Here is a 22369-nt window from a genome sequence, read left to right as displayed (position 1 = left end):
CCACCACATTGTCGGTTCCGTCCACTATATTGGTTGATCCAATGAACCAGTCAAATGTGCTGCAGCCGCCAGACCGCCAACGGGTGGACGAGCAGATCACCGCCTCGATCGCCGACGCCATCCTCGACGGTGCGTTTCCGCCGGGCTCGGCGCTGCCGCCGGAACGCGAGCTGGCCGAGCAGCTCGGCGTCAACCGCACGTCGTTGCGGCAGGGTCTGGCCCGGCTGCAGCAGATGGGCCTGATCGAGGCGCGCCACGGCAGCGGCAATGTGGTGCGCGACCCGCAAGAGCTGACGCATCCGGCGGTGGTCGAGGCGCTGATCCGCAGATTGGGCCCCGAGTTCCTGGTCGAGCTGCTCGAGATCCGCGCCGCGCTCGGCCCGCTGATCGGCCGTTTGGCGGCGCAACGGTCCGGGCCCGAAGGTGACGAGGCGTTACGGGACGCGTTGGCAGCGGTGCGCGACGCCCGCGGCGCCGGGGCACTACAAGCTGCCGACCTGGCCTACTTCCGCGTGCTCATCCACGGCACGCGCAACCGTGCCCTGGGCTTGCTCTACCGCTGGGTGGACGACGCCTTCGGCGGCCGGGAACACGAACTCACCCGCGCCTACGACGATCCGGAACCCGTGCTGGCCGACCTGGGGGAGATCACCGAGGCGGTACTGGCGCGCGACGCCGCCGCGGCTGCCGCGGCCGTCCAGACATACCTGACGGCCAGCGGGCTGCGCATGGTCGCGGCCTACCGCTCGCAGGCCACCTGACGAAACGTTTGGCTACTCGGCGATGCGGGTGGCCGGGTGCACGGCGATCAAGCCTAATTGGCTGCGGCGCTTGCACATTGCCGCCAGTTCGGCGTACGCCTTGGCGCCGAGCAGTTCGGCCAGTTCGTCGGCCAGGCTTTCCCACACCTGCTTGGCCCCGACATGTGCACCCGGGTCACCCGTGCAGTACCAGTGCAAGTCGGCGCCACCGGAACCCCAGCCGCGCCGGTCGTATTCGGTGACCCAGGTCTTGAGGATCTCGGTGCCGTCGGGCCGGGTGATCCACTCCTGGCTGCGCCGGATCGGCAGTTGCCAGCAGACATCGGGTTTCATCGTCAGGGGCGGCACGCCCAACTTGAGCGCCTTGCTGTGCAGCGCGCAGCCGATGCCGCCGGCAAACCCCGGCCGGTTCAAGAAGATGCACGCTTGTTTGTATTTGCGGGTGCGATACGCCGGTTCGCCGTCGTGCTCGTCGAGTTCGAGGTAGCCCTTGCGGCCCAAGCCTTTTTCGCGAAATTGCCAGTCGTCGTCGGTGAGCTGTTTGACGGCGTCGTCCAACCGGGCGCGGTCGTCGTCGTCGGACAAAAAGGCGCCGTGCGAGCAACATCCGTCATCTGGGCGTCCGGCCACCGTGCCGCGGCAGGCCGGCGTGCCGAACACACAGGTCCAGCGGGACAGTAGCCAGGTGAGATCGGCCGCGATGAGGTGCTCGGGGTTGTCCGGATCGAAGAACTCCACCCATTCACGGGCAAAATCCAACTCCACTTCTTGCCCTGGCTGCGGGTGCGAATTCGGCACGGATGCAACGTTAGACCAAAATTCCCGGCGGCAGAGCCGCAGACACTCGCCGCCCTGGACATCGCCGATGTGCTGTTCCTGACCGGGGCGCAACCCGGTCCGTGTCGCTGTCCCGCTAGTTTTGTTTTCGTGCGATTAGGCGTGCTTGACGTGGGCAGCAACACGGTGCATCTGTTGGTGGTCGATGCCCACCGCGGGGGGCACCCGACGCCGATGAGTTCGACGAAGGCCACTCTGCGGTTGGCCGAGGCCACCGATAGCTCCGGCAAGATCACCAAGCGCGGTGCCGAGAAACTGATCTCCACCATCGACGAGTTCGCCAAAATCGCGCTCAGCTCCGGGTGCGCCGAGCTGATGGCGTTTGCCACCTCGGCCGTCCGCGACGCCGAGAACTCCGACGAGGTACTCAGCCGGGTCCGCAAGGAGACCGGTGTCGAGCTGCGGGTACTGACCGGCGTGGACGAGTCGCGGCTGACCTTCCTGGCGGTGCGCCGCTGGTACGGCTGGAGCGCCGGGCGAATCATCAACCTCGACATCGGCGGCGGCTCGTTAGAGCTATCCAGCGGCGTCGACGAGGAACCCGAAGTCGCGCTGTCGCTGCCGCTGGGCGCGGGCCGGTTGACTCGGGAGTGGCTGCCCGACGACCCGCCGGGCCGGCGCCGGGTGGCGATGCTGCGCGACTGGCTGGACGCCGAGCTGGCCGACGCCAGCGTGGCCGTGCTGGAGGCCGGCGGACCCGACCTCGCGGTGGCGACGTCGAAGACGTTCCGGTCGTTGGCGCGGCTCACGGGCGCGGCACCGTCGGCCGCCGGACCACGGGTGAAACGGACACTGACGGCCAACGGCCTCAGGCAACTCATATCTTTCATCTCTAGGATGACCACCGCTGACCGGGCCGAATTGGAAGGAGTGAGCGCCGAGCGCGCACCGCAGATCGTGGCGGGTGCGTTGGTGGCGGAGGCGAGCATGCGAGCGCTGGCGATCGACACGGTGGACATCTGCCCGTGGGCATTACGGGAAGGTCTCATCTTGCGCAAGCTCGACAGCGAAGCCGACGGAACCGCCCTCGTGGAGACCTCGGTGCGCAATGCTGGAGGCCAGGCAGATCGGAACACCAACCGATCGAGAGGCGACAAACCATGACCGGACCAGACTCCGAGACCGAGAGCCCCGGCACTCGGCCGATTTCTGTGGCCGAACTATTGGCCCGGAACGGAACGATTGGCGCCCCGGCGGTCACCCGGCGGCGCCGTCGTCGCCGCGGCGACAGCGACGCGGTCACCGTCGCGGAATTGACCGGCGAGATTCCCGTCATCCGGGACGACGAGCACGCCGACGCCGAACCGGCCGAGGTTGCCGAACGCGAGGCCAAAACCGACGCGCCCGCCGACGACGGAGTGGCTGAGCCGGGCCCCGACGAACAGTCCATGGCCGCGTCGCGCCCGGAAACCGAGCCGCGTTGGCCCAAATCACCCCCGCAGTCCCCGCACCTTGGACCCGAGCGCAGCGCCTATCCACGGCCCGTCCGTCGCGATGCCAAGCCGGCGGCCGAGCGCACCCGTCCGGTGGCGTCGTCGTCCGGAGCCGAGGGCATGAGCCCTGACCCGCTCGAGCAGTACGCCGACATGCCGGTGGATGTCATGGACTCCGATGTGCGCGAGGCCGAGCCTGCGACCGAGGATTCCGCCTACGTGCGGTCCTATCTGCAGGGCTCGGATTCCACTTTGTTCGGGGGGCAGACCCTCGCCGACGAAGTAGCCCGCCGCCGCGGCGACGAGCGGGAGGGAGCCGACGCGGCCGCGCTGGCCGCCGCGGCTGCCGATGAGCCCGCCACCGACGCTGCCGAGGAGGACCAGCCCGTCGCCGAGACCGCACGGTCGGGGCAGTCGGCTGAAGCCTCCAGCCGCCTCGAAGCGCTGTGGCGCGGCAGTCTGATCGTCTTCCAGTCGATCCTGGCCGTCGCGTTCGGTGCGGGACTGTTTATCGCGTTCGACCAACTGTGGCGGTGGAACAGCCTGGTGGCGCTGGTGTTATCGGTGCTGGTCATCCTCGGTCTGGTGGCCGGTGTGCGGGTGGTCCGCAAGACCGAGGACATCGCCAGCACGCTGATCGCGGTCGCGGTCGGGGCGCTGATCACCCTGGGACCGCTGGCCCTGTCCATGCAAACCGGCTAGGCGCCACCGCCCACAGTGCGCCCCGCGATCAAAGTTGGCCTGTCCACGGCGTCGGTCTACCCGCTCAGAGCCGAGGCGGCGTTCGAGTATGCGGCCAGGCTCGGCTACGACGGCGTCGAGTTGATGGTGTGGAGCGAGTCGGTCAGCCAGGACATCGGTGCCGTACTGAAGCTATCCCGGCGCTACCAGGTGCCGGTGCTTTCGGTGCACGCGCCGTGCCTGTTGATTTCGCAACGCGTGTGGGGATCCAACCCGATTCCGAAGCTGGAACGCAGCGTGCGCGCCGCCGAGGAGCTCGGCGCCCAAACCGTCGTCGTGCATCCACCGTTTCGCTGGCAACGGCGTTACGCCGAGGGATTCAGCCAGCAGGTGCGGTCGCTGGAGGCCTCCAGCGACGTGATGGTGGCCGTGGAGAACATGTTCCCGTTCCGGGCGGACCGATTTTTCGGTGCCGACCAATCGCGGGAGCGGATGCGCCGCCGCGGCGGCGGCCCGGGGCCGGCAATCTCGGCGTTCTCGCCGTCCTTCGACCCGCTGGACGGTAACCACGCGCACTACACACTGGACCTGTCGCACACCTCGACCGCGGGCAGCGACGCGCTGGACATGGCGCAGCGGATGGGGACCGGTTTAGTGCATCTGCATCTGTGCGACGGCAGCGGTCGGCCTTCCGACGAGCATCTGGTGCCCGGGCGCGGCACCCAGCCGACAGCGGAGGTGTGCCAGCGGCTGGCCGCCGGTCATTTCGCCGGCCATGTCATCCTCGAGGTGTCCACGTCCAGCGCGCGCTCGGCCAACGAGCGTGAGGCCATGCTTGCCGAGTCGCTGCAATTCGCTCGCACGCATCTGCTGCGATGACCGTGCCGCTACCGCCCAGGAGATCATGACCGCGTTATTCACCGCCGCGATGAGCCTGCGGGAGGCCGAGCCGGGTATTTACCAGGGCGAACTCGACAAGCGCTGGACCATCGGTCCCAAGGTGCATGGCGGCGCGATGCTCGCCCTGTGCGCCAACGCCGCCCGGCACGCCTGTGCCGAGGCCGGCCACGAACCCGTGGCGGTGTCGGCGAGCTTCTTGTGGGCGCCCGACCCGGGGCCGATGCGGTTGGTCACCGCGCTGCGCAAGCGTGGCCGGCGGATCAGCGTCGTCGACGTCGAGCTCGTCCAGGGCGACCGCACCGCCGTCCATGCGGTGGTCAATCTCGGTGCCCCAGAACACTTTTCGTCGAACGGCGCGGCGGCGCCGCTGCTGACGGCGAACCCGGTGGCGGATCTGATGGCGCCGGAACCGCCCGACGACATCGAACCGATCGGTCCGGGCCATCCGCTGGCCGGCCTGGTGCATCTGGGTGAGGGCTGCGACGTGCGGCCGCTGCTGTCCACGATGGGGCCCAGCACCGACGGGCGGCCGCCGGTGCTGCAGATGTGGGCGCGGCCCCGCGGCGTGGCTCCCGACGGGCTTTTCGCGCTGATGTGCGGGGATCTGTCCGCACCGGTGACCTTCGCCGTGGAGCGCACCGGCTGGGCGCCGACGATCCAGCTCACCGCGTTCTTGCGGGCGCTGCCGGCCGATGGCTGGCTGCGCGTGATCTGCACCTGCCTCGAGATCGGGCACGACTGGTTCGACGAAGACCACATCGTCGTCGACAGCTTGGGCCGGCTCGTCGTCCAGTCACGACAGCTCGCCCTGGTGCCCGCGCCGCGGTAACGCGCGCAGGCGCGGTCTGCGATGCTTTCTCCCGTGGCGAGAATCGCGATTATTGGCGGCGGCAGCATGGGCGAGGCGTTGCTCTCGGGTCTGCTGCGAGCGGGGCGGCAAGTCAAGGACTTGGTGGTGGCCGAGCGGGTGTCCGAACGGGCGAAGTACCTCGCCGACACCTACGCGGTTTGGGTGACCTCGTCGCCCGCCGACGCCGCCGAGAACGCGGCGTTCGTCGTGGTCGCGGTGAAGCCCGCCGATGTCGATGCGCTGACGACCGAGCTGTCCAAAGCCGCCGGCGCCGCGGAAGACGGCAGCGGGGAACAGGTCTTCGTCACCGTCGCGGCCGGGGTCACACTCGCCTACTTCGAGTCCAAACTGCCGGCCGGCACGCCGGTGGTGCGGGCGATGCCCAACGCGGCGGCGGTGGTGGGAGCCGGGGTGACCGCCCTGGCCAAGGGCCGGTTCGTCACTGCACCACAGCTCGAGGAGGTCTCGACGCTGTTCGGTGCGGTCGGTGGCGTGCTGACCGTGCCCGAGTCGCAGATGGACGCGGTGACCGCGGTGTCGGGTTCCGGCCCGGCCTATTTCTTCCTGCTGGTCGAGGCGCTGGTGGACGCGGGCGTCGCGGCGGGCCTGAGCCGGGAGGTCGCCACGGACCTGGCGGCGCAAACGATGGCCGGGTCGGCGGCGCTGCTGTTGGAACGGCTGGACCAGGAGTCGGGGGCGGCCAAGGGGGAAGCATTGGGCGGGCAGGCCGACACCACCGCCGCGCGGTTGCGCGCCACCGTGACATCACCTGGCGGTACGACCGCCGCTGCGCTGCGCGAACTCGAACGAGGGGGTTTACGGATTGCCGTCGATGCCGCCGTCCAGGCCGCCAAAAAGCGCTCTGAGCAGCTAAGAATTACATCGGAGTAATTGAAGAATTTTGAACTGATTGTCTCTCACCAGTACCAGTAACCCCACTAGTCCCGCTATTCTCCTTTTTGTATGCCCGTGTGGGTGCCAGCGGAGGGGAAGCCGCTGGCATTGCGCGGGCCTGACACGATTGGGTAGCGATGACGTCTACGAACGGGCCATCGGCGCGAGATTCCGCAGGTAAGGCGGCTTCTGTCGATAGCCAGCAGTCCAGGACACAATTTCTCACCGTCGCCGAGGTGGCGGCCCTGATGCGGGTCTCCAAGATGACGGTCTACCGCTTGGTGCACAACGGTGAGCTGCCGGCGGTGCGCGTGGGCCGGTCGTTCCGGGTCCATGCCAAGGCCGTCCACGACATGCTGGAGACGTCCTACTTCGACGCCGGCTAGTCGCCAGCGCTGCGAGCCGCGTTGCTCGTCGGGCGTTCGACGTCTGACGCGACGCCGGTTTGGTATTGCAGGTGGCCGGTTGGGTAAAGTGTCCGGGTCAAGTCATATAGCGGTCCCGGGTGAGATAGCGGAGTTCATGGGTTCAGTAATCAAGAAGCGGCGCAAGCGTATGTCGAAGAAGAAGCACCGCAAGCTGCTGCGTCGCACGCGGGTGCAACGCAGAAAACTTGGCAAGTAACTTCCGCTTAGCCGCAGTCTTTTTCTCACCGATAGCCACGCGGTATTAGCGCTGCGGGTCGTGTCGGCCGTTAGTCTGTTCGAGTGGATTCGTCGAGCGGGGGCGGCGCCGGAACGGGCGACAACGCGGATGACACCATGCACTACCCCAAAGTGGTGTTGGTGACTGGTGCATGCCGGTTTCTCGGCGGCTACCTGACGGCACGGCTGGCGCAGAATCCGATGATCAAAACCGTCATCGCCGTGGACGCCATTGCGCCGAGTAAGGACATGCTTCGCCGCATGGGGCGGGCCGAGTTCGTCCGTGCCGACATCCGAAACCCCTTCATAGGCAAAGTGATTCGCAACGGGGATGTGGACACCGTGGTGCACGCCGCGGCCGCCTCGTATGCGCCCCGCTCCGGTGGTTCGGCGGCGCTGAAGGAACTCAACGTGATGGGTGCGATGCAGCTTTTCGCGGCCTGTCAGAAAGCGCCCTCGGTCCGACGCGTGGTGCTGAAGTCGACGTCTGAGGTCTACGGGTCGAGCCCGCACGACCCGGTGATGTTCACCGAGGACAGCAGCAGTCGACGTCCGCTGCGCGGCGGCTTCGCCAAGGACTCCCTCGACATCGAGGGCTACGTGCGCGGGCTGGGCCGCCGCCGGCCCGACGTCGCGGTGACGATTTTGCGGCTGGCCAACATGATTGGGCCGGCGATGGACACGACGCTGTCCCGGTATCTGGCCGGGCCGCTGGTGCCGACGATGTTCGGCCGGGACGCGCGGCTGCAGTTGCTGCACGAGCAGGACGCGTTGGGCGCGCTGGAGCGTGCCGCGATGGCCGGCAAGGCCGGCACCTTCAACATCGGTGCCGACGGAGTTCTCATGCTGTCTCAGGCGATTCGTCGCGCGGGCCGGATTCCGTTGCCGGTGCCCGGTTTCGGCGTGTGGGCGCTCGATTCGCTAAGACGGGCTAACCGCTACACTGAGATCGATCGCGAGCAATTCAATTACCTGAGTTATGGCCGCGTGATGGACACCTCCAGGATGCGCTCGGAGCTCGGCTACCAGCCAAAATGGACGACGGCGGAGGCGTTCGATGACTACGTTCGTGGTCGTGGGCTCACTCCCATAATCGACCCTGATCGGGTACGCTCCTTGGAAGGTCGCGCCATAGCCTTAGCACAGCGCTGGGGTAGCCGAAATCCAATTCCATGGAGTGGGGTCAGGTAGATATCGTGGCGGGTGAAACCAGAGCGAATGTCATTCCACTGCATAGCAATAGGGGTCGGGTAGCGGCTCGTCGGAGAGCCGATCAGCGTGCCGAAGCTTCGCGTCAGCATCCGTCGTTGCTGTCGGATCCGCACGGTCGTGCCTCGGCCGAACAGATCGCCGCGGTGGTCCGCGAGATCGACGAGCACCGCCGCGCCGCGGGCACCGGGCCGTCGGCCGACGCGCCACTCAACGAGTTTGCTCAACAAGTCGCCGCGGTTGCCGGCTTCTTTCGTAAGCGGTTGACGGGCGATTACAGCGTCGACGAGTTCGGGTTCGATCCGCATTTCAACAACGCCATCGTTCGTCCGTTGCTGCGCTTCTTTTTCAAGTCGTGGTTCCGGGTCGAGGTGAGCGGCATCGAGAACCTACCCAGTGAGGGCGCCGCGCTGCTGGTGGCCAATCACGCTGGGGTGCTGCCGTTCGACGGCCTGATGCTGTCGGTGGCGGTGCACGACGAGCATCCCGCGCACCGGGACATGCGGCTGCTGGCCGCCGACATGGTGTTCGACCTCCCGCTGATCGGTGAGGCGGCCCGCAAGGCGGGCCACACCATGGCGTGCACGACCGACGCGCACCGGCTGTTGGCCGCGGGGGAACTCACCGCAGTCTTCCCGGAAGGGTACAAGGGGCTGGGCAAGCGCTTCGAGGACCGCTACCGGCTGCAGCGGTTCGGTCGCGGCGGCTTCGTGACGGCGGCGCTGCGGACCAAGGCGCCGATCATCCCGTGCTCGATCATCGGGTCCGAAGAGATCTACCCGATGATCGCCGACGTGAAGTTGCTGGCGCGGCTGTTCGGTCTGCCCTACTTCCCGGTGACCCCGCTGTTCCCATTGGCCGGTCCGGCCGGTCTGGTGCCGTTGCCGTCGAAGTGGCGCATCGCGTTCGGCGAACCGATCTACACCGACGACTATGCGGCGTCGGACGCCGACGACCCGATGGTCACTTTCGAGTTGACCGATCAGGTGCGCGAGACGATCCAGCAGACCCTCTACCGACTGCTCGCCGGGCGGCGCAACATCTTCCTGGGCTGAGGTCTTCGTTTCCGGGCTGGCGACGTTTTCGTTCAGCGGCCGGATAAGCAGAAACGCCCCGAGCCGATGGCCCGGGGCGTTTGCATGCACGACCTATTTGACCAACGTGAACTGGCAGACGTTCGTGTAGCCGTCGCGGAACAAATCGGAGCAGCCCCGCAAGTACTTCAGGTAGATGTCGTAGGTGTCTTGCCCCTTCAGGGCAATCGCCTCTTCCTTATGTGCCTCGAGTGCGTCGGCCCAAGCCGTCAGCGTCGGGACGTAGTTCTTACCGATGAAGTGGTGCCGCTCAATCTTGAAACCCGCATCCGTGGCGTATTTGTCGACCAGGTCGACCTGCGGCAGCTTTCCACCGGGATAGATCTCTTTCAAGATGAAACTGATGAACCGCAGCAGCGTCATGTTCACCTTGAGGCCCATTGCGTTGCCCTCTTCACGGGTGGGGACCACGATCGAGTGCAGCAGCATGCGGCCGTCGTCGGGCAGCAGGTCGTAGTACTTCTTGAAGAAGGTGGCGTACCGCTCGTACCCGGCGTCGCCGGCGCCGTCGGCGAAATGCTCGAACGCACCCAGGGACACGATGCGGTCGATCGGTTCGTCGGGGAACTCCTCCCAGCCCTGGATCCGGACCTCTTTGCGGCGGGGGCTATCCATCTTTTCGAACTCCGCCACGCAGTGGGCGTACTGGTTCTCGCTGAGCGTCAACCCGATGACGTTGACGTCGTACTCGGCCACCGCGTGGCGCATTGTCGAGCCCCAGCCGCTGCCGATGTCAAGCAGCGTCATGCCGGGCTCGAGGTTGAGCTTGTCCAGGGCGAGTTTGCGCTTGGCGTACTGCGCCTCTTCCAATGTCTTGGTGAGGTTGTTGGGGTCCGGGTTCTCGTCGAAGTAACCGCAGCTATACGTCATCGACGGATCAAGCCAGAGTTTGAAGAACTCGTTCGACTTGTCGTAATGGGACCGGACCGCTGCTACCGGTGGCTTCAGCTGGGTGCCACCTGATTCCCCCTGTGACGTCATTGAATCGACCCTACTTTCCGGCAGATATGGATGCAATTGCGGCGACGGTTGCTTCAGCGCCGGCTTCTTGGTGTGCCGCCTCGCCCAGCATCGTGACGGTGCTAGTGATGAGCGGCTTCCCGTCGGCATCCGTGATCTCACTGCGGATCTCCGCGATGACGGTGCCGTGGGACTCGATTACCGAGTCTAGGTAGGTGTCGAAATGCAATCTATCGTGAGCCAGGATCGGGCGGTGAAAGCGGAACTTCTGATCTCGGTGCAGAACCCGGGCAATATTGATCGGGATGCTGAACTTGGTGAAGATGTCCAGCTGCACGCGCCGTCCGGCGATCGCGAGGAAGGTCAGTGGAGCCACCACAGCCGGGTAGCCGGCCGCTGCGGCCGCCTCCTCGCTGAAGTGCGTCGGGTGGTCGTCTTTCACCGCGGCCGCGAACTCGCGGATCTTTTCGCGTCCCACCTCGAAGTAGTCGGGTGCTCGGTAATGGCTACCGATGAGTCCTTCGGCGCCTTCTGGAGTTGTCATGCTTTTGCCGCTCTCCATTCGAATTGTTGCTCAGCGGCGCAGCCTATCAGCGTGATTGCCGCCGAGAGGCCAGCGCAGCCAGTGCACCACCCGCGGCGCCGAGTGCCAGCGCCGAGGGCACCCCGATCCGCGCCGCCTTGCGGGCGGTCCGAAAATCGCGGATCTCCCAGCCTCGTTCGCGAGCCAGGCTGCGCAGCCGCGCGTCGGGATTGATCGCGACCGCGGTGCCGACCAGCGACAGCATCGGCACGTCGTTGTAGCTGTCGGAATAGGCGGTGCAGCGCTTGAGGTTGAGGCCCTCACGGATCGCCAGCGACCGCACGGCGTGCGCTTTACCGGGCCCGTGCAGGATGTCGCCGACCAGCCGGCCGGTGAAGATGCCGTCGACGGACTCGGCGACCGTTCCCAGCGCCCCTGTCAGGCCGAGTCGACGGGCGATGGTCGCGGCGAGCTCGTACGGTGTGGCCGTGATCAGCCACACCTGCTGCCCGGCGTCCAGGTGCATTTGGGTGAGTTCGCGGGTTCCCGCCCAGATCTTGTCGGCGATGATTTCGTCGTAGATCTCCTCACCGAGGGCGACCAGCTCGTCGACCGAGCGGCCTTCGATGAAGGTCAGTGCCTTGCGCCGGCCGGCGGCGACGTCGTTGCTGTTCTCCTTGCCGAGGAGCTGAAACTTGGCCTGCGCGTAGATGAATCCCAGCACGTCGCGGTATGTGAAGTAGTTGCGGGCAGCCAGACCACGTCCGAAGTGCACCGCCGAGGAACCCTGCACCAGCGTGTTGTCCACGTCGAAGAAGGCGGCGGCGGTCAGGTCGATGGGCGGTTGCGGGCGGCCCTCGGTCGATTCCTGCAGGCCTTCGAGGGCGCGGGCCGCGCTGGCATTGGCCGCCACCGACTCCAAGTCGACGCGAACGGCGGGATCTGCGCCGTTGGACCCACCCGACTCAGAGGAAGTCATCGCCACACCTCCAAAATCGCCGTGCCGCCCGGTGGCCGGTTGCCGACCGCTATCAACCCTATCCGCCAGATCAGGCCGGTAGCGTCACACCTCTGGCATGGAGCGATGTCACCACGGATGTTCGCTTGCGTGGGCACATGCACGGATGCGAAACAGCCTGTCGGACACAAGGTTCGGCGCGCTTCGCGTGCATCCGGGCTCATTGCGTAAACGCCGCACGGGGCGAGACGTCCGGTCTATGGCTCGGGGGAACCCCAATATTTTACTGCGTTTGCATTCTCGAGCGCGATCAACGCTTCGCAGCTAATAGCCGCCGATGCGTCGCAAAACAGTTCGTCAATACGAGCGCGGTTATCGCGGAGCCAAGCCGCTGCATCCCGCCTAATTTCATTTCCAGAGAGATATCTCCAGCGGTACGCGTTTAGTAGCCGACTGCGGCTACTTGGTCCATTCAAGCCAGTTGGTGGCGGGCAATACCTAGTGCAAATTTAGCGATTCTTCGGGTCATACTCGGTACCCGAAATGTCGTCCCAAAACTTAGGCGAGATTTCCTTGATCTTATCCTCAGGAGCGATAGCATCCACTTCGCGCTGAAACTGGTCGAATGCTTCTCGTGCGCGTGCCAGCTCTACGTCCGTAGGCGGGCTCACGCCGGCTTCCTCTGGTGTAGAAAAAATTTTCCCGGCGATTTTCTCGCTCATCGTGTAGTCTCCTGCCGTTCGTTCCTGCACTGGCCAAATGTTCTGTCTAGCGCTCAATCATTTCGATAATCGTCCGACCCGTCTGTGGATCGACGGTCTTGCTTACAACGTAGAACTTTGTGCCGGGCGGAAATAAAATCTCCTGCTCGCCGGGATAGGTTGAGAAAGATGATACATCTCGTCCGGTGGTCGAGAAAATTCTGAACTCGGCGTTCCCGGCGAATGCTGGGCCCTCTGCAACGGCACGCAGAGTTGTCGTACTCGTAAAAGCGGGCTCGGTAATCACTTGGCCAGGTAGATACCGGTCGAGCACGTCCGCCGGTACATTCGTGCCGCGAATGACCGGGCCTTCGTAAGGCGGAAGCTTTTCGAGCGCTCGAGTTACCGCGTCAACACGCGCCTGTTGAGATGCGTCCAATACGTCGATCCTAAGAGCGTTATTCAGGTCTCGGTAGCCAAGCCCAGTGTAGTCGCCGAGTGCCGACTGATCGTCCAAGTCAAGGGCGCTAGTCGGTAATGGATTGTTACCGTCGCCGGGTTGGTGGGGCATGCCGTCCGCAGGCGATTTCCCGTCACCCGGCCCGTGCTCGCCTGGTTCGCCGCCGTGGGGCTTGCCGCCATGGGGGAGTGCCTCGCCGGGGGCACCACCACCTGTAGGCAGAGACGGCGCCGATGGCAGATGTGGCGTTGTAGGCAGGTGAGGCGCTGACGGCAGGTGAGGCGCTGACGGCAGGTGAGGCGCGGCGGCCGTCGGCGCGTGGCCCGACACCGGCCCGTGTGGTGCATGCGGGGCTTCACCGGGAACGGCGACCGCTGGTTTGCCCGCTGAATTCGGCGGCGCCGCTGCTGGTTTCGGCGTTTCACCGACCGGCGGCTTGGGCTCGGTGGGGCTGTGCGGCAGTGGCGCACCGGCTGGCGCGGGGCCCGGTTTTGGCGGTGGCGCGGGGCTGCCGGGCTCCGGCGGCTTAACACCGGGCGCCGCAGGCGGCTTAGCGACCTCCGGTGGCTTCACCGCCGGCGGGTCGGGCAGCTTCGGCAGCGGCGGCGCCTTCAGGTCCTTGAGCGCGTCGAGGGCGGTGCGACTCTTGGTGCCAAGCTTGCTGAGCGGCCCGCCGGGCAGGGCCAGCGTGAGACCGTCGAACACCGTCCGGCCGAGGGCGCCGGCCGGGTCGGTTGCCCACTGGTCCCAGTGCGAGACGTCCTTGCCGAGTGTCTTCCACGACTGCAACACCCCGGGCCCACCGTCCGGGCCCAAGCCGACGAGCGGTGCGGCACCAAGGGCCGTGCTGTTGATGTCGTGGAAGTAGCCCATCGGGTCGAGCACCAGCCGCACCTGGCTGATGTCGTAGAGCCCCTTGATGAAACCGCCGGCCTCGGAGGCGAACTCTTTGGTGCCGTGCCCGACTAGGTCGACGAAGTGCCCGACGGCCGTGGTGTGGAGGAACTGATCCCATTGCTTGGCGGCGTAGTTGGCCATCGTGCTGGCGATCGTGGTGGCCTCGGCGAGCGTCGACGCGATCTCGGCTTCCAGCGCCTCGACCTCGGCCCTGAAGTTGTCGATCACCGTGCGGATGTCCTCGGCGATCTTCTTGATCTCGTCTTCGTCTTGGTCGGTCAAAATGTCCCAGACCTCTTTGACCCCGGTCAGGGGATCGCAGATGCGAGACAGCAGATCCAGAATCGCCGCGTGGACCTTGTCGATCTTGGCCGCGTAGCCGTTGAGTTGGGTCGCGACTTGCTGGCACTGCTGCACCACGCCGGTGGTGCTGCTGTAGGCGTCGGCAAATGCGCGGTCAATGGCCGCACCCTCCGGAATCTGTTGTGCGCGAATAACCCCCATCGGGGTGCCGGTTCCGAGGATCTCGCCGATCCCGAATTGCGTGCCCGCCGCATTCCAGGCCGCGGCCGCCGTGCGCAACTTCGCCGAATCGCCGTTGGGCCAGATCATTCCGATGTAGGGGGCCACCCAACCCCAGCCCGCTGGGGCGTCGTCGCTGCTGCCCACCGCGGACGGTGCCGGCCCGGCCGAAACCAATCCCGGCGGCGACGGTGGTGCAAGCGGGGTGCCACCGCCGCCGATGTTGGACATCGCCTCGGCCAGCGCGTAGTTGTGCGCCGACATCCGCACGCCGGCTCCGAGGCTGCCCAATCCGTTTCGGGTCGCCGCCATGGCCTCGATGAGCTTGGCCGCCGCCCTGTCGTAGCTGCGACCGAGCGCCGCGCCGGCGGGATCGTCGCCAGCCATCCCGGCGCATCCCGACAGGACCGACGTCAGCGTCGCCATCACCGCGGCCAATCCGTCGGCGGCCGTGACCACCTCGGTACCCGCTGCGTCGAGAGCCGCCGGGTCGACTCCCAGGGGGGCCATTAGCTCACGACCACATCGCCAGGTTCGTTGCCACCGCGCCGGTGTAGTTGTCGTGGGCCCCGGCGCCCGCCGCCTGCAACTGAGCCAACGCCGCGCGCATCATCGCTTCGCCGCGGGCCCAATGTTGATGCGCTTCCGCGTGCGCCGACGCCGCCTCACCCGACCACGTCGCGTGCAAATTGCTTACCAGAGAGTCGATTTCGGTGATCATGCTCTCGGCATACCGCTGAAAGTCCGCCATCCGCTGCACGGCGTCGGCCAGGGCCTCGGGGTCCACGCGGAACGCATCAGACATCGTGCACCTGCCGGATGGCTTGCGCAGAAACAGCTTCGGTGCGCTGAAAACCTTGACCGGCGTGCGCTACCGCCGCCGCCAGGATCGACAAACCCGCCTCGACCTCGGTTGCCCCGCGATGCCACAGCTGCCACGCCGCGCAGTAGGCGTGCCCCGAGCCGCCCTGCCAGCCACCGAGCATCTCGCCGACCTGCCCGTCCAGCGCGGCCAGCCGCACCCGCAGGTCTTCCGCGCCACCGAGCAGCGCCTGGGCAAAGCCCTGCATCATCGTCGGGTCGACACGCAGATCGTTCTCGCCAGCCATAGCCGCAACTTATTGAGAACCGCGCCCGCCCACAATTCACCCTCAGCCGCCCAGACCGCACCTCGCCGCTGCCACACTGGTGCCATGACCCGCCCGAAGGTGCAGCTGCTGACCCGTCAGGGGTGCACCCTCTGCGCGCGGGCCTACGCGCGGCTGGCCGAGCTGGCCGGCGAACTCGACTTCGACCTCTCCAGCACCGACGTCGACGCCGCGGCGGCGGCCGGCGACCCCGGCCTACGCGCCGAGTTCGGCGACCGGCTGCCGGTCGTCCTGCTGGACGGTCGGGAGCACAGCTATTGGGAGATCGACGAGCCGCGGCTGCGCGCCGACCTCGCCCGTTGACGCCGCGGGCCGGGTGCGTTGTGGTCGCGGACTCAATATTTGGTAGCCCACCGAATAAACGTTTACCGTAGACAGCAGTTTGTTGTCTGGAGTAGCGAGGGAGCTGGCCAGGTGATGCTGCCGTGAGCATCCTGCTCTTCGGGGTTTCGCACCGTAGTGCGCCGGTCTCCGTCCTGGAACAACTCAGTATCGACGAATCCGATCGCAACAAGATCATCGAGCGCGTGCTGCAGTCGCCGCTGGTCACCGAGGCCATGGTGCTCTCGACATGCAATCGGGTCGAGGTCTACGCCGTCGTCGACGCGTTCCACGGCGGTTTGGCGGTCATCGGTCAGGTGCTCTCCGATTACTCCGGCATGTCGATGGCCGACCTCACCAAGTACGCCTATGTGCGCTACAGCGAGGCCGCGGTCGAGCACCTGTTCGCCGTCGCCAGCGGTCTGGACTCCGCGGTGGTCGGCGAGCAGCAGGTGCTGGGTCAGGTACGCCGTGCCTACACCGCCGCCGAGGCGAACCGCACCGTCGGGCGGGTACTGCACGAGTTGGCGCAACGCGCGCTGTCGGTGGGCAAGCGGGTGCATTCCGAAACGGCCATCGACTCCGCCGGCGTCTCGGTGGTCTCGGTCGCCCTGGGCATGGCCGACCGCAAGGTAGGCGGGCTGACCGGCAAGACGGCGGTGGTCGTGGGGGCCGGGTCGATGGGCGCGCTGTCGGCGACCCACCTGATTCGGGCCGGCGTCGACCACATCCTGGTGGTCAACCGATCGTTGGCCCGGGGGCAACGGCTGGTCCGCAAGATCCGCGACGCGGGGGTGCGGGCTCAGGCGCTGACCCTGGACCGGCTGGCCGACGCGCTGGCCGACGCCGACATCGTGGTCAGCTGTACGGGCGCCGTGAGTCCCGTCGTGTCACTGGCCGACGTGCACCACGCGCTGGCCGCCGCGCAGCGCGACGAAGCGCGTCGCCCGCTGCTGATCTGCGACCTGGGCATGCCGCGCGATGTCGACCCTGCCGTGGCCGGGCTGCCCGGCGTGTGGGTCGTCGACGTCGAACGCATTCAACATGAACCCGCCGCGCACGCCGCCGCGGGCGACGTCGACCAGGCACGCCACATCGTGGCCGCCGAGGTGGCCGCCTACCTGGCGGGGCAGCGGATGGCCGAGGTGACCCCGACGGTGACGGCGTTGCGCCAGCGCGCCGCCGACGTCGTCGAAGCCGAACTGCTGCGGCTGGAAAACCGGCTCCCGGGTCTGGAAAGCGCCCAGCGCGAGGAGGTGGCGCGCACCGTCCGCCGGGTGGTCGACAAACTGCTGCACGCGCCCACGGTCCGCATCAAGCAACTCGCCAGCGCTCCCGGCGGCGACAGCTACGCCGAGGCCCTGCGGGAATTGTTCGAACTCGACCAGACCGCCATCGACTCCGTAGCCGCCGTCGCCGCGGGCGAATTGCCAGCAGTGCCAATGGGATTCGACGCCGGCACGCAGCAATCCGCCGAGTAACCGATTGGCGCACGTGATCCGTATCGGCACGCGGGGCAGCCTGTTGGCCACCACCCAGGCTTCCGGCGTCAGGGACGCACTCATCGCCAACGGCCACCCCGCCGAGTTGGTGATCATCAGCACGGCCGGCGACCGGTCGTCGGCTCCCATCGAAACTCTCGGCGTGGGAGCCTTCACCACCGCGCTGCGCGAGGCCATCCAGGATGGCCGCGTCGACGCCGCCGTGCACTCGCATAAGGATTTGCCCACCGCCGACGATCCGAGGTTCACGATCGCGGCGATACCGCCGCGCAACGACCCTCGCGACGCCCTGGTGGCCCGCGACGGAATGGTGCTCGGTGAGTTGCCGGCGGGCGCGCTGGTGGGCACATCGTCCCCGCGACGGGCCGCACAGCTTAGAGCATTGGGTCTCGGTTTGGAAATCCGCCCCCTACGAGGCAACCTAGATACCAGGTTGAACAGGGTAAGCAGTGGTGATCTTGACGCCGTCGTGGTGGCCCGAGCCGGACTGGCTCGACTGGGCCGCCTCGCGGATGTCACCGAGACGCTAGAGCCGGTGCAAATGTTGCCAGCACCGGCTCAGGGTGCGCTCGCCGTCGAATGCCGCGCCGAAGACGGTCGGCTCGCGGCGGTGCTGGCGGAGCTGGACCACGCGGAGACGCGCGCGGCGATCACCGCAGAGCGAGCCTTGTTGGCCGAATTGGAGGCCGGCTGTTCCGCACCGGTGGGGGCGATCGCCGAGGTGGTCGAGTCCATCGATGAGGACGGGCGGGTCTTCGATGAGCTGTCGCTGCGCGGCTGTGTGGCGGCGCTGGACGGGTCCGACGTGATCCGTGCGTCCGGCATCGGCGCCCCCGAGCGGGCCCGAGAACTGGGGCTCTCGGTGGCTGCGGAGCTATTGGAGTTGGGCGCCGGGGAGCTGATTGGCCAAGCGCGGCGCGATCCCGCGCACGAGAACTGAACGACCTCAAAAGGATGACTTGGGAGCGACAATGACGACGCGAGGGCGCAAGCCGAGACCGGGCCGCATCACGTTCGTGGGTTCCGGCCCGGGTGACCCGGGATTGTTGACCACGCGGGCGGCCACCGTGCTGGCCAACGCGGCCTTGGTATTCACCGATCCCGACGTGCCCGAGCCGGTGCTGGCGCTGATCGGTACGGACTTGCCGCCCGTGTCGGGCCCGGCGCCTGCCGACCCGCCGGTGGGGCCCACCGAGGGCTCAACCGATGGCGACGCACCGTCGACCGCACCCGCGGTGCTGTCCGGCGGTGCCGACGTCCGTCCGGCGCTGGGTGAGCCCGCCGAGGTGGCCAAGACGCTGACGGCCGAGGCCCGTGCGGGGGTCGACGTGGTGCGCCTGGTGGCCGGTGATCCGCTGACGCTCGACGCGGTGATCAGCGAGGTGAACGCCGTCGCGCGGACCCACCTGCATGTCGAGATCGTCCCGGGGCTGGCGCCGACCAGCGCGGTGCCGACCTACGCGGGTCTGCCGCTGGGTTCCTCGCACACGGTGGCCGATGTGCGCGACCCGAATGTGGATTGGGAGGCACTGGCGGCGGCTCCCGGACCGTTGATCCTGCAGGCCACCCCGACGCATCTGGCCGAGGCGGCCCGCACCCTGATCGAGCACGAATTGTCCGAGGCGACGCCGTGCGTGGTGACCGCGCAGGGCACCACCTGTCAGCAGCGGTCGGTCGAAACGACGTTGCAGGGGCTGACCGATCCGGCCGTCGTGGCCGGTGCCGGCGACCCGGCCGGCCCGTTGACCGGGCCGCTGGTGGTGACCATCGGCAAGACGGTGAACAGCCGGTCGAAGCTGAACTGGTGGGAGAGTCGAGCCCTGTACGGCTGGACCGTGCTGGTGCCGCGCACCAAGGACCAGGCCGGCGAGATGAGCGAGCGGCTGACGTCCTACGGCGCGCTGCCGGTGGAAGTGCCGACCATCGCCGTCGAACCCCCACGCAGCCCCGCCCAGATGGAGCGTGCCGTCAAGGGACTGGTCGACGGCCGGTTCCAGTGGGTCGTGTTCACCTCGACCAACGCGGTGCGTGCGGTGTGGGAGAAGTTCGGCGAGTTCGGTCTGGACGCCCGCGCATTCTCCGGTGTGAAGATCGCCTGTGTCGGTGAGTCGACGGCTGACCGGGTCCGGGCGTTCGGGATCAGCCCCGAGCTGGTGCCGGCCGGCGAGCAGTCCTCGCTGGGACTGCTCGACGACTTCCCGCCCTACGACAGCATTTTCGACCCGGTCAACCGGGTGCTGCTGCCGCGCGCCGACATCGCCACCGAGACGCTGGCCGAGGGGCTGCGTGAGCGCGGCTGGGAGATCGAGGATGTCACCGCCTACCGGACGGTGCGCGCGGCACCGCCGCCAGCAGCCACCCGTGAAATGATCAAGACGGGCGGCTTCGACGCGGTGTGCTTCACCTCTAGCTCGACGGTGCGCAACCTGGTCGGCATTGCCGGTAAACCTCACGCGCGCACCATCATTGCTTGCATCGGCCCCAAGACCGCGGAGACCGCGGCTGAATTCGGGCTACGGGTGGATGTGCAGCCCGAGACGGCGGCCATTGGCCCGCTGGTCGACGCCCTGGCCGAGCACGCTGCGCGGTTGCGCGCCGAGGGAGCGCTGCCACCGCCACGTAAGAAGAGCCGCAGGCGCTAACCGATGGCGTACCCGCGCCAGCGGCCGCGCCGGCTGCGCTCCACCCCCGCCCTGCGTCGCCTGGTCGCGCAAACGTCTTTGGAGCCAAGGCATCTGGTGCTCCCGATCTTCGTTGCCGACGGCATCGACGAGCCGCGACCGATCCCGTCCATGCCGGGCGTGGTGCAGCACACCCGCGATTCGCTGCGCCACGCCGCCGCCGACGCGGTGGCCGCGGGGGTGGGCGGACTGATGTTGTTCGGTGTGCCGTGCGACGAAGACAAGGATGCCGCCGGTTCGGCGGGCACCGACCCGGACGGCATTCTCAACGTGGCACTTCGCGATCTGGCCAAGGATCTCGGTGACGCGACGGTGTTGATGGCCGACACCTGCCTCGACGAGTTCACCGATCACGGTCACTGCGGCGTGCTCGACGCCCGGGGTCGCGTCGACAATGACGCGACTTTGAGCCGTTACGTGAAACTAGCTGTGGCACAAGCGGAATCCGGTGCCCACGTGGTGGGCCCGAGCGGGATGATGGACGGCCAGGTCGGGGCCATTCGCGACGGCCTGGACGCCGCCGGCTATGCCGACGTGGTGATCCTGGCCTATGCAGCGAAGTTCGCGTCGGCTTTCTACGGCCCGTTCCGGGAAGCGGTGAGCTCGAGCCTGTCCGGCGATCGTCGGACCTACCAACAGGAACCCGGCAATGCCCGCGAAGCGTTGCGCGAGATCGAATTAGATATCGACGAGGGTGCCGACATCATCATGGTCAAACCCGCACTCGGGTATCTCGACGTGCTGGCCGCTGCGGCGGACGTGTCGCCGGTCCCGGTGGCCGCGTACCAAGTGTCGGGCGAATACGCAATGATTTGTGCTGCGGCACAGAATAATTGGATCGACGGACGAGCGGCGGCACTGGAATCGCTGATCAGCATCCGCCGCGCCGGCGCCGACATCGTGCTCAGCTATTGGGCCGCCGACGCGGCGGGTTGGCTTTCCTGACGGCCGCATCGGCGGTAACAATCACGGGATGAGGCTCCAATGACCACAGCCAAAGACGTCAACGCCAGGCCGCTGTTCTACGAACCCGGCGCCAGCTGGCTGTGGGTGCTGTCGGGCCCGGCCGCGGCGGCGGCGATGATCCTGATCGAAGTGTGGAGCGGCGCCCCGATATCGCTGTGGGTGCCGGCCATCTTCTTGGTAATGGTGTCAGCGTTCATCTCGCTGCAGGTGAAGGCCGCGCGGATCCACGTGTCGGTCGAACTGACTCCCGACGCGCTGCGCCAGGGCACCGAGACGCTGCTGGTGCGCGAGATCGTCAAGGTCTTCCCGGAACCGAAGAATCCGGCCAATTCGGACAAGGAACTGGCCAAGTGGCAGACGTCGCGGGCGCTCGGCGAACTGTTCGGCGTCCCCCGTGGCCGGACCGGTATCGGCCTGAAGCTCACCGAGGGGCGCACGGCGCAGGCGTGGGCCAAACGCCACCGCCAACTGCGTGACGCGCTCACCCCACTGGTGCAGGAACGCGTGGAGCCGGCCCGATCGGACGTCGCCGATCTCGACCGACACGACGACGACGGGGCGCAGCTGTGAGCGCCCGCATACGAGCTCTGCTCGAGCTGGGCCTGGCCGGTGTGGCGCTGGTCGGCGTCGGGGTCTGCTGGCTGCACGCGCGCCACACCGTCGCCGTCGCGCCCGTTACCGATGGGCAGCCGTCGACCACGGCGCTGGTGTACAACCCGCAGCTACTGCTGCTGGCCATGCTGTTAGCGATGACCGCTGCGGTGTTGGCCGTCCTCGGGACCGCCCGATTGCGGCGCGCCCGCGCCGCTACGCCGACTTCCTGATCAGCGGCAACGCCAAACGGCGGCGGAAGACCACGGCGTCGGCGAGGTCGCCGAAGGCCTCGGGTACCGAACCCACCGCCGGGAGCACGCACTCGCCGTCGCTGTCGGTCAGCTGCGCGACCACTTCGGGACCCGCGACCAAGGTCCACTGCACCCCAGCCCGGCGGCAGTCCTCGTCGAATGTGGACAGCAGCGACAACCCCGCGCCGGCGAAATGCTCAGTGTCGCTGATGTCCAGGACGACGGGGTTGTCCCCGACGAGGAAACGGCGAAGGCAGGCGCCGACCCGATCGACGTTGGCGGCGTCGACTTCACCTCGGACGGTCACCACCGTCGCGAGGTGCCGGCAGTGGGCGCGGACCTGGGCGCCACCGCAGTCAAGACTGCCGTTTCCCTGTCGAGCCGAAATTGCCATCGTCATCAAGGCCCCCATTTCTGGCGAAGGCCGACACGACGCCGACCGAAGCTAACTCCTACGGTGCCCCCGAAACCTAAGGGGACCGGAAGCCGCCTCTAACTGTTTGCTAAAAAGCTGGCCACCCTGAAGCTGGGCCGGCAACGACGCGGCCACGCCGTCGCCGTGACACCATCGGGACCGCCACG

At 67.2% G+C, this 22369-nt stretch carries 26 protein-coding genes; 17 read left to right on the top strand and 9 right to left on the bottom strand.

Annotated elements, in window-relative coordinates:
- Positions 1-41: 41 nt before the first annotated feature.
- Positions 42-761, top strand: coding sequence for a FadR/GntR family transcriptional regulator (locus tag G6N33_RS08710; RefSeq protein WP_179962676.1), 720 nt, complete (start codon positions 42-44; stop codon positions 759-761).
- 12 nt (positions 762-773) lie between these two features.
- On the opposite strand, the gene G6N33_RS08705 is transcribed toward G6N33_RS08710, so the two are convergent.
- Positions 774-1559, bottom strand: coding sequence for a hypothetical protein (locus tag G6N33_RS08705; protein WP_179962675.1), 786 nt, complete (start codon positions 1557-1559; stop codon positions 774-776).
- Between the two features lie 129 nt (positions 1560-1688).
- On the opposite strand from G6N33_RS08705, the gene G6N33_RS08700 reads away from it, so the two are divergent.
- From G6N33_RS08700 to G6N33_RS08660, 9 genes are all read left to right on the top strand, one after another.
- The gene (locus G6N33_RS08700; protein ID WP_044509689.1) at positions 1689-2702 is read left to right on the top strand and encodes a Ppx/GppA family phosphatase; all 1014 of its coding nucleotides are present in this window, start codon (positions 1689-1691) and stop codon (positions 2700-2702) included.
- Positions 2699-3733, top strand: a complete 1035-nt coding sequence (locus tag G6N33_RS08695) for a hypothetical protein (RefSeq protein ID WP_044509690.1) — start codon at positions 2699-2701, stop codon at positions 3731-3733. Before G6N33_RS08700 ends, G6N33_RS08695 begins: the two co-directional genes overlap by 4 nt.
- A 15-nt stretch (positions 3734-3748) precedes the next feature.
- On the top strand, positions 3749-4591 hold the full coding sequence (locus G6N33_RS08690) for a sugar phosphate isomerase/epimerase family protein (RefSeq protein WP_044509691.1): 843 nt from the start codon (positions 3749-3751) through the stop codon (positions 4589-4591).
- Positions 4592-4616: 25 nt separating this feature from the next.
- Positions 4617-5441, top strand: coding sequence for a thioesterase family protein (locus tag G6N33_RS08685; RefSeq protein ID WP_101528192.1), 825 nt, complete (start codon positions 4617-4619; stop codon positions 5439-5441).
- Between the two features lie 33 nt (positions 5442-5474).
- Positions 5475-6353, top strand: a complete 879-nt coding sequence (gene proC / locus G6N33_RS08680; protein WP_179962674.1) for a pyrroline-5-carboxylate reductase — start codon at positions 5475-5477, stop codon at positions 6351-6353.
- 140 nt (positions 6354-6493) lie between these two features.
- Positions 6494-6742 carry a cell division/environmental response transcriptional regulator gene (locus G6N33_RS08675; RefSeq protein ID WP_044509693.1) on the top strand — a complete coding sequence of 83 codons (249 nt, stop codon included), beginning with the start codon at positions 6494-6496 and terminating at the stop codon, positions 6740-6742.
- Between the two features lie 136 nt (positions 6743-6878).
- Positions 6879-6980, top strand: coding sequence for a 30S ribosomal protein bS22 (locus G6N33_RS08670; RefSeq protein ID WP_003402602.1), 102 nt, complete (start codon positions 6879-6881; stop codon positions 6978-6980).
- Between the two features lie 83 nt (positions 6981-7063).
- On the top strand, positions 7064-8191 hold the full coding sequence (locus G6N33_RS08665) for an SDR family oxidoreductase (protein WP_044509694.1): 1128 nt from the start codon (positions 7064-7066) through the stop codon (positions 8189-8191).
- Positions 8173-9264, top strand: coding sequence for a lysophospholipid acyltransferase family protein (locus G6N33_RS08660; RefSeq protein ID WP_101528193.1), 1092 nt, complete (start codon positions 8173-8175; stop codon positions 9262-9264). Before G6N33_RS08665 ends, G6N33_RS08660 begins: the two co-directional genes overlap by 19 nt.
- 93 nt (positions 9265-9357) lie before the next feature.
- Here the strand turns inward: G6N33_RS08660 and G6N33_RS08655 are convergent, their stop codons facing one another.
- The 7 genes from G6N33_RS08655 to G6N33_RS08625 form a co-directional block, all read right to left on the bottom strand.
- Positions 9358-10284: a cyclopropane mycolic acid synthase family methyltransferase gene (locus tag G6N33_RS08655; RefSeq protein WP_084950117.1), complete on the bottom strand. Its 927-nt coding sequence runs from the start codon at positions 10282-10284 to the stop codon at positions 9358-9360.
- Between the two features lie 10 nt (positions 10285-10294).
- Positions 10295-10807, bottom strand: a complete 513-nt coding sequence (locus G6N33_RS08650) for an FAS1-like dehydratase domain-containing protein (RefSeq protein WP_044509695.1) — start codon at positions 10805-10807, stop codon at positions 10295-10297.
- Between the two features lie 46 nt (positions 10808-10853).
- The gene (locus G6N33_RS08645; protein WP_044509696.1) at positions 10854-11765 is read right to left on the bottom strand and encodes an HAD family hydrolase; all 912 of its coding nucleotides are present in this window, start codon (positions 11763-11765) and stop codon (positions 10854-10856) included.
- A 488-nt stretch (positions 11766-12253) separates the two neighbouring features.
- Positions 12254-12466: a hypothetical protein gene (locus G6N33_RS08640; RefSeq protein ID WP_044512809.1), complete on the bottom strand. Its 213-nt coding sequence runs from the start codon at positions 12464-12466 to the stop codon at positions 12254-12256.
- A gap of 46 nt (positions 12467-12512) precedes the next feature.
- Entirely contained in the window at positions 12513-14834 is a 2322-nt protein-coding gene (locus G6N33_RS08635; protein WP_044509697.1) for an ADP-ribosyltransferase, read from the bottom strand.
- 4 nt (positions 14835-14838) lie between these two features.
- On the bottom strand, positions 14839-15129 hold the full coding sequence (locus G6N33_RS08630; RefSeq protein WP_044509698.1) for a WXG100 family type VII secretion target: 291 nt from the start codon (positions 15127-15129) through the stop codon (positions 14839-14841).
- Complete coding sequence (locus G6N33_RS08625) at positions 15122-15433, bottom strand: WXG100 family type VII secretion target (protein ID WP_044509699.1); 312 nt, start codon at positions 15431-15433, stop codon at positions 15122-15124. Before G6N33_RS08625 ends, G6N33_RS08630 begins: the two co-directional genes overlap by 8 nt.
- 84 nt (positions 15434-15517) lie before the next feature.
- Between G6N33_RS08625 and G6N33_RS08620 the strand changes: the two genes are divergently transcribed.
- The 7 genes from G6N33_RS08620 (at position 15518) to G6N33_RS08590 (ending at position 21766) form a co-directional block, all read left to right on the top strand.
- Positions 15518-15775 (top strand): glutaredoxin family protein, encoded by a 258-nt coding sequence (locus tag G6N33_RS08620; protein WP_044509700.1) that lies wholly within the window; start codon positions 15518-15520, stop codon positions 15773-15775.
- 122 nt (positions 15776-15897) lie between these two features.
- Complete coding sequence (locus tag G6N33_RS08615; protein ID WP_044509701.1) at positions 15898-17274, top strand: glutamyl-tRNA reductase; 1377 nt, start codon at positions 15898-15900, stop codon at positions 17272-17274.
- Positions 17275-17287: 13 nt separating this feature from the next.
- A complete protein-coding gene (gene hemC, locus G6N33_RS08610; protein WP_044512810.1) occupies positions 17288-18235 on the top strand; it encodes a hydroxymethylbilane synthase in 948 nt (315 codons plus the stop codon).
- Between the two features lie 31 nt (positions 18236-18266).
- Positions 18267-19937 (top strand): bifunctional uroporphyrinogen-III C-methyltransferase/uroporphyrinogen-III synthase, encoded by a 1671-nt coding sequence (locus tag G6N33_RS08605; RefSeq protein ID WP_044509702.1) that lies wholly within the window; start codon positions 18267-18269, stop codon positions 19935-19937.
- Between the two features lie 3 nt (positions 19938-19940).
- Positions 19941-20921, top strand: a complete 981-nt coding sequence (hemB, locus tag G6N33_RS08600) for a porphobilinogen synthase (protein WP_044509704.1) — start codon at positions 19941-19943, stop codon at positions 20919-20921.
- A 39-nt stretch (positions 20922-20960) separates the two neighbouring features.
- Positions 20961-21512 (top strand): DUF3093 family protein, encoded by a 552-nt coding sequence (locus tag G6N33_RS08595; protein ID WP_044509705.1) that lies wholly within the window; start codon positions 20961-20963, stop codon positions 21510-21512.
- Positions 21509-21766: a hypothetical protein gene (locus G6N33_RS08590; protein ID WP_044509706.1), complete on the top strand. Its 258-nt coding sequence runs from the start codon at positions 21509-21511 to the stop codon at positions 21764-21766. The genes G6N33_RS08595 and G6N33_RS08590 overlap by 4 nt, the downstream gene beginning before the upstream one ends.
- Here G6N33_RS08590 and G6N33_RS08585 read toward each other — a convergent pair.
- The gene (locus G6N33_RS08585; protein WP_044512812.1) at positions 21750-22187 is read right to left on the bottom strand and encodes an STAS domain-containing protein; all 438 of its coding nucleotides are present in this window, start codon (positions 22185-22187) and stop codon (positions 21750-21752) included. The genes G6N33_RS08590 and G6N33_RS08585 overlap by 17 nt on opposite strands.
- Positions 22188-22369: the final 182 nt, after the last annotated feature.

The organism is Mycobacterium simiae (genome assembly GCF_010727605.1).
GTDB lineage: Bacteria > Actinomycetota > Actinomycetes > Mycobacteriales > Mycobacteriaceae > Mycobacterium > Mycobacterium simiae.
The sequence above is the reverse complement of the archived record's forward strand: the minus strand, read 5'-3'. Positions and strand labels throughout refer to the sequence as shown.